The organism is Nitrososphaerota archaeon, assembly GCA_011605775.1.
In the GTDB taxonomy this organism is placed as follows: Archaea; Thermoproteota; Nitrososphaeria; order Nitrososphaerales; family JAAOZN01; genus JAAOZN01.
This window is the reverse complement of sequence record JAAOZN010000047.1, coordinates 23,437-29,656: the sequence shown is the minus strand read 5'-3', so window position 1 is coordinate 29,656 and position 6,220 is coordinate 23,437. Positions and strand designations below refer to the sequence as shown.

The following is a 6,220-nucleotide window of genomic DNA, read 5'->3' as shown; positions in this document are numbered from 1 at the left end:
CGTATGCCCATCCACAGACGGTGGTACGAACGCTCTACTCTGCAGCCCCCCTACTCACATTAAACCACGCTTCGGTCCTAAAAGCTTCTATAGGCATATATGTGAAGCACGTAAGCGTGGCATACCATATCTAACCCACTGCTCACCTAGGGTTTCCTTTGACGTAGACATTCCTCTAGATCTTAAGCGTCTTATGGTTGGAGGAACAGGCGTCTACGCAGAGATGTGTTTGCGGAAGCTCTTGAGGTGAAATCTGGTGGGAAGGATGGATGGTATGGAGATGCTTCTAACAAGGAGGAGTGTCAAAAAGCTTAAGCCGATTCCCATCGGTAAGGATGTTGTTAAGAAGATCCTCTATGCCGCTACTGTGGCACCCTCAGCCCACAACGCGCAGCCCTGGCGCTTCATTGTTGTGGATGACCTCCTCGTTAAGACAAAGCTGGCTAAGGGAATGGCATCAATACTTATACGTGATCTTATTAGAGATGGTTACACTAAGGCTGAGGCTGAAGAGGAGGCGGAGGAGTCTATTTCTAGAATCGAAGCAGCTTCCCTAATAATAGTGGCTTGTGTGACTATGGAGGGTATGGATACCTACCCTGATCGTAGAAGGAGGAGGTGTGAGTATATTATGGCTGTTCAATCGGTTTCAGCTGCTATCCAAAATCTGCTACTTGCGGCACATTACGAGGGTTTGGGTGCTTGCTGGCGGTGCGCACCTTTATTCGCTCAGAGCGTTGTGAGGCGAATACTTCGCATACCAAAAGGGTTTGACCCCGTAGCCTTGATCGAAATCGGGCAGCGTGCTATAGAGGTTAGCGCCCCTCCTCGAAAGCCGCTTGAGGAAGTCGCCTACCATAATATGTGGGGCGAGAAGTTTTGATCACGGCGTTAGCTGGTGGTGTGGGGGCTGCAAAGCTCCTCCGAGGCCTCAGCAAAGTCGTAAGCGAAGACCTCACCATCATAGTTAACACAGGCGACGATATTACTCTACACGGGCTACACATCTCACCAGACATCGACATAATCACCTACACACTCGCCGGAATAGTAGACCCGGAGAAGGGGTGGGGAATTAAAGGAGACACATTCAACTGCCTCGACGTGCTAAAGAAGCTTGGCTGCGAGGGGTGGTTTAATCTAGGCGACCGAGACCTCGCCACACACATACACCGAACCCATCTTCTGAAGCAGGGGTTAAAGCTCTCTGAAGTAACATCTAAGATCGCAAGTAGCCTCGGAGTAACCGCTCAAATAATCCCCATGACAGACGACAGGTTCCAAACCAAGATTAAGACCGACATCGGCACCATCCACTTCCAAGAATATCTAGTCAAAAGGGGGTGCAGCGATAAAGTGCTTGGCGTGGTCTTCGAAGGCGCAGAAGAAGCCAAACCCGCACCCAAGGTTCTAGAGTCGATCTTAGAAGCAAGAGCTGTGATAATATGCCCAAGCAACCCAATAGTCAGCATCGGCACAATCCTCTCAGTCAAAGGCGTTAGAGAAGCCTTACAGAGAACCGAAGCCACCATCCTAGGAGTCAGCCCAATCATAGGCGGCGCCCCTGTAAAGGGGCCAGCGGACAAAATTATGTCGGCGTTAGGTGTAGAGGTGTCAGCATACGGTGTAGCGCAACTCTATAAAGACTTCATCGACATCCTTCTAATCGACCTAGTCGACTCGGCTCTAAAAGAGAAAATCGAGTCCCTAGGCATTAAAGCGGTAACCTACAATATTTTGATGAAGACTTATGACGACGAAATAACCCTAGCTAAACACATCCTATCACTAATATAGTTGTTATCTAAAAAATGTTAGCTGATCCGAAGGATGTGGCTCTAAGGTTTACTTGGGTTAAGTAGAAGCGAGCAGGATAGTGGTGGTTATAGTGCTCAGCTATTTAGTATCTGTTTACCTGGATTGTATATGCAGGCTGGGTCTTCGTCTAGCACATCTCCTCTCGTTGCGAACGCTCTCGCTCTGCTTCCGCCACATATGTGTCTGTATTCGCATATGCCACACCTGCCTTTAAACACTGCCAACCTTATCGTCTGTAAAATCTTATTACTTCTGTATACGTCTACGATGCTTTCATCTTTCACATTACCCAGCTTAAGGGGTGTAAAGCCGCTTGGGTAAATGTCCCCATTGTATGCGATGAAGATGACCCCGTAGCCGTCTCTCGTAGCTGGTCTCCTTATCCCCACATTAACATTTTGAATCTTCATGTGTCCTAATTCTTCTAGCTTTGCGGCTAGCTTCTTGTATAGATTGCCGAGACCATACTTTTGGATAATCTCTTCTACGCCAGCGTTCTTTGTATCGCTCTTTGATCTGGTTAATATTATTACCCTTCTGAAGAATGGGGCCTCTACGGTTCTAACGTTAACCCCGTAGCTCAGCGCATCAAATAGGAAGTGGAGGGTATCTTCGTATTCTTGAGGGGTCAGATCCTCTACCTCAACACCTCTACCGACCTTTACAAGGAAGAAGAGTTCCCAGACCTTAACATTCATTGTGAGTAGTAGATTAAGGATTTCTGGGAGCTCAAAGACGTTGACTCTGCATACCAGAGTGTTCACCTGAACGTTGAAGCCAAGACCTATAAGCTTTCTTAGTGTTTCTATTGTGGCTTCGAAGTGGCCGTTTAAACCACGTATGTAGTCGTGGGTGTGGGGGTAACCTCCATCTAGGCTTATAGAGACGTGTTTTACATCGTATCTTAATAGGGTCTTTAAGATGCCCTCAGTCAACAGTTCTGAAACTGTAGGAGCAATACCCATTGGGATGCCGTTTTCGTAAGCGTATCTTACGATTTCTTCAAACCCCTTCTTCATGAGGGGGTCTCCACCAGTTAGTATTAGGGTTGGGTATGGTTTTCCGAAGCCCTTAATATCATCGATTACGTTGAATCCTTCATCTAGGGTTAGCTCATCGGGTAGTGGGTTGAGTATCGCATCAGCCCTACAGTGTCTACATTTGAGCTTACAGGCTCTGGTCAACTCCCAGAAGATCAATAGGGGTTTATTGTTAAAATCGTAGTTTAATTCAGTAAGCAAGTCGGGTCCTCTGCCAGTAGGTCGCCTTCACAAACATATGCTTTAACTCTCGACCCTCCGCAGACGTATTTGAACTCACACCTCCCACATCTCCCCCTTAGATTATCTGAGTCACCAACAGCTTTGTATAAGGGGTGATTAACGAGCTGCTCCAAGTCATCCTCTAAAACGTTCCCTATCTTTACGTGGGGGAGGAAGTGTGAGATTGAAACATCGCCGTTAGGTGCTATAGATATGAAACCTCTGCCTTCGGGAGATAACCTTGATGGCGCCTTACTTAACGTATCTAACACGTTAACACCTAGCTCCCTCAACACATATAGGGCTGCGGATGGGTGCAACCCAACATCTATCTCAACATCATAGCTGTGGTCTAGAACCTCCCTAACTAATTTAGTAAGAAGGTGCCTCCACCCATCTTTATCTAACACATCCCATGATAGAGATGCTCCTCTACCTAGCGGAAGTAGGTCGCATAGATACAGCATCTTCACATCATACCTCAACGCTTCATTTAGAATATAGTCGATGTTGGGGATGGTGCTCCTCGATACAACCGTCTTCAAAGCCAACTTGGTATCTGACCCTCTGAGTAGCTTTAAAGCATTCAAGACCCTACTATGCGACCCCTCTACACCAGTAAAGCGGTCGTGAAACAGCTCCCCACCATATAGTGGAAGCGCAACATAATCGATACCCATGTCTAGCAGATGGCTGGCGGCACCCTCATCTATTAGGGTTCCGTTAGACGATAGGACCACTCTAAAGCCTCTGCTCTTCAGCTCCGTCAAAACATCGAGTAGATATGGGCTGGTAAACGGCTCCCCACCAGACACAAATATTAGAGGTCTACCCAACCTACCAATCCTATCAACTATGTGAAAAGCATCTATCTTGGATACCCCATATCTGCTCTCTGAAGATGAGCCTTTATGGCAATGCATACAGCTCAGATTACATCTATCTGTGATGATCCAGAAGACTTCACCAACCCTGCTCCTAGAATATGCCTCCGAGAAAACCTTATCCCCAGTCAACCGCCGCCCCTTAAGCAGCGAAATCAAATGAACCATCTAGATAACCCTCCTAACTCTAGGCATAACGTATTTAGGCACAATAAACCCAGCAGCAGCATTCGATATCAACGAAACCACAAATATCGTTGAAACTATAAACGCCCCAAAATCCACAAGTCGATGCATAAAGAACACTAAGAAAAAGTATTGGTAGAGGCCTGCAGCAAACCCCGAAACCACCATAACTGGGATAATCACGTACAGCCTATATCCACGGTTAGACGCATCCCGATAAACCCTAAACACACTAAATAAAACATCAATCACAACCCCTCTAGCCAGAAACGTCCCCAGCATCAGAAGGCTAAGTGGAGATACGAAGCTGTAGAGCAAAGCCGAAATGAAACATATAACCGTAGCCGCATAAGGTAAGCGAATACTCAAAACACCTACGAGCAAAACTATCGCAAACACAACAGCCCCATAACTTAACGTAACCTTAACGACAACCGACGCGAGAAACAGCAGCACCGAGAACACCGCTACCAAGCTAAGCTTTACACTACGCCTATCCTGATCCATAGCCCCACCTTGTGCCTGTTTCGTTCTACTATTTACGGTTTACTCTATCAGCAGCAAGATAAACAAAATTTTGCTGGTTCAGTAAACTGGCAGAGCTGGATCGATCTTTATGAGCTCCGTTATAACCCATACCACAACATCCTTCACACCTTCCAACATCTTCACCCGCTGCTTAAACCCATTCAACGCCTTCATGTCGCGCACGTGAATCACAGAGATTATATCATATTCTCCTGTGGTCTGGAAGACGTGCTGGACTTCCTCAAAAAAAGCTACCCCCCTAAGTGCTGCATTTACATAATTAGGATCAACCTTCACCATAACAACCGCAGAAACATCAAACCCAACCTTCCTCGGATCCACAAGAGCCATCACCTTCCTAATAACCTTAGCATCGACTAGACGCTTAACCCTATACCTCACGGTCGACTCAGGGACGTTGAGTCGCTTAGCCATCTCAGCGTAAGAAATTCTCGCATCAGCCTGCATCATCCTAAGAATCTCCCTATCAACCTCGTCAAAACCTGACCGCAAGCCGAAGACAGATTATGTAAAAGGAGGCTTATAAAGCAGATGTCTCCATTCGAAAATAACTCAAATATAGGGAGATTATGTTGAGTTCATGTAACTGTTTTCTTCATCTTGTGGTGACTTCCAAGGAGTTACCAGAAACCAAATCCTCGGTTTAGAAAACTTCGCAAGAATCTTTACACTTAAACTACTTAATTGGGTTTAGATAACATTAGAAGGGATGCGTAGGAGAAGAGGTGTAGTGGTCAAAGAGGGGAGGCGCTTATCTGCGGCGAAAGAGGCTTCCCATACCCGAAGCCGGTTAAAGCGAAGGGTAGATCATACACATACCTCTACTACGGACACTACAGTAGAGAGAAGTATAGGAAGAGTGTAGATCACACTTAAGGTGGTGCTACGTAGGAAGGTATGCGGATCAAGGAAATTGGAAAGCAGCCGAAGAAGAGAGCATGAATAAGTCTGAAAGACTGCGTTGTCAATGAATTAAAAAGTTGCTCTTATCGAGACTCTTCGATACCCATTTCCCTTTCCTGATTTATTTCACTTCGAGTATAGGCTTTAATCTTTCAAGAACTTCGTTATTGTCGGATGCTCTCATCCCATATCTGTGATGGAAATTTGCGAAGATGTAGATTGTCCTCCCCCCTTCCTCGGATCTGTATCTTATTCTAAGAGGCTTGTTCCAAGGGTATGCTCTGTCTCCTGCTTTGCTCCCCGGAAACCCTGTATAGACGCTGTCCCAACCTAGATATACGTCTGTAATGTCTTTGGTGTCGATTTCTAGGTGGAAATCAGCACCCTCTTTCAGGTCTTTCCCATTGAAGACTATCTTACCACCATCTAATTCGAGTGTACCTCTGTATCTATGCAGAGGTTTGAATCCTGATGTATGCGCCTTTAACCAGTCTAACACGCTCCTGCTCTTTATGTCCTCCTCATACGCCATCAACGTATCTTCCCACTTCACTTTAATCCCCTTGAATACGAGGGTATGAAGGTTAATAAGTCTTTCGAAGTGCAAGAAGCTTGCGA

Annotated in this window: 9 protein-coding genes; 4 read left to right on the top strand and 5 right to left on the bottom strand. The window is 46.1% G+C overall.

What is annotated here, in order from left to right; genetic code table 11:
- From HA494_04590 to HA494_04580, 3 genes are all read left to right on the top strand, one after another.
- Window positions 1-250 (top strand): 2-phospho-L-lactate guanylyltransferase (locus HA494_04590; GenBank protein NHV97049.1); only part of this gene is annotated, 250 nt, incomplete at its 5' end.
- A gap of 6 nt (window positions 251-256) precedes the next feature.
- Window positions 257-883 carry a nitroreductase family protein gene (locus HA494_04585; protein ID NHV97048.1) on the top strand — a complete coding sequence of 209 codons (627 nt, stop codon included), beginning with the start codon at window positions 257-259 and terminating at the stop codon, window positions 881-883.
- Window positions 880-1,797, top strand: a complete 918-nt coding sequence (locus HA494_04580; protein ID NHV97047.1) for a 2-phospho-L-lactate transferase — start codon at window positions 880-882, stop codon at window positions 1,795-1,797. Before HA494_04585 ends, HA494_04580 begins: the two co-directional genes overlap by 4 nt.
- A 95-nt stretch (window positions 1,798-1,892) precedes the next feature.
- On the opposite strand, the gene HA494_04575 is transcribed toward HA494_04580, so the two are convergent.
- The 4 genes from HA494_04575 to HA494_04560 form a co-directional block, all read right to left on the bottom strand.
- Window positions 1,893-3,059 (bottom strand): TIGR04053 family radical SAM/SPASM domain-containing protein, encoded by a 1,167-nt coding sequence (locus tag HA494_04575; protein NHV97046.1) that lies wholly within the window; start codon window positions 3,057-3,059, stop codon window positions 1,893-1,895.
- Window positions 3,044-4,132, bottom strand: coding sequence for a radical SAM protein (locus HA494_04570; GenBank protein ID NHV97045.1), 1,089 nt, complete (start codon window positions 4,130-4,132; stop codon window positions 3,044-3,046). Before HA494_04570 ends, HA494_04575 begins: the two co-directional genes overlap by 16 nt.
- On the bottom strand, window positions 4,133-4,606 hold the full coding sequence (locus HA494_04565; GenBank protein ID NHV97044.1) for a hypothetical protein: 474 nt from the start codon (window positions 4,604-4,606) through the stop codon (window positions 4,133-4,135). It abuts the gene before it with no gap.
- Window positions 4,607-4,735: 129 nt separating this feature from the next.
- Window positions 4,736-5,191 carry an Lrp/AsnC family transcriptional regulator gene (locus HA494_04560; GenBank protein NHV97043.1) on the bottom strand — a complete coding sequence of 152 codons (456 nt, stop codon included), beginning with the start codon at window positions 5,189-5,191 and terminating at the stop codon, window positions 4,736-4,738.
- Between the two features lie 217 nt (window positions 5,192-5,408).
- On the opposite strand from HA494_04560, the gene HA494_04555 reads away from it, so the two are divergent.
- A complete protein-coding gene (locus HA494_04555; protein NHV97042.1) occupies window positions 5,409-5,564 on the top strand; it encodes a hypothetical protein in 156 nt (51 codons plus the stop codon).
- 159 nt (window positions 5,565-5,723) lie between these two features.
- Here the strand turns inward: HA494_04555 and HA494_04550 are convergent, their stop codons facing one another.
- Entirely contained in the window at window positions 5,724-6,155 is a 432-nt protein-coding gene (locus HA494_04550; protein ID NHV97041.1) for a hypothetical protein, read from the bottom strand.
- Window positions 6,156-6,220: the final 65 nt, after the last annotated feature.

What these genes read in the sequence shown, in the direction of transcription:
- HA494_04570 (NHV97045.1), bottom strand. Translation starts at nt 4,132, where the DNA reads ATGGTTCATTTGATTTCGCTGCTTAAGGGGCGGCGGTTGACTGGGGAT.
- HA494_04555 (NHV97042.1), top strand. Translation starts at nt 5,409, where the DNA reads ATGCGTAGGAGAAGAGGTGTAGTGGTCAAAGAGGGGAGGCGCTTATCT.